This is a genomic window from Vibrio sp. 10N.222.49.C9 (assembly GCF_041474985.1).
Classification (GTDB): Bacteria; Pseudomonadota; Gammaproteobacteria; order Enterobacterales; family Vibrionaceae; genus Vibrio; species Vibrio crassostreae_C.
This window is the reverse complement of record NZ_JBFRVD010001079.1, coordinates 1-244: the sequence shown is the minus strand read 5'-3', so window position 1 is coordinate 244 and position 244 is coordinate 1. Positions and strand designations below refer to the sequence as shown.

Sequence of the window (244 nt, the reverse complement as noted above, 5' to 3'; positions counted from 1 at the left end):
TCGCCCTGAGATGCTCTCTTCAGACGAACTAAGACGTGTCGGGTTTCATATACGCTTTCATCGTTCTAGCGCTTTATTTGCAAGGTGCTGGCTATTAGTTGAAGGTGAAACTGAGGTCTGGCTATTTAACGAATTAGCCAAATTGTGTGGCTATGATCTGGCCGCCGAGGGTGTGCAAATCGTTGAGTTCGCGCAATCAGGGCTAAAATCGTTACTCAAAGTCGCTCGCGCGTTTGATATTGAC

Annotated in this window: 1 protein-coding gene; it reads left to right on the top strand. The window is 47.1% G+C overall.

Features of this window, described 5'->3' with window-relative positions:
• Positions 1–244: ATP-dependent endonuclease (locus tag AB4585_RS26975; RefSeq protein ID WP_372171811.1), on the top strand; the 244-nt coding region annotated here is incomplete at both ends.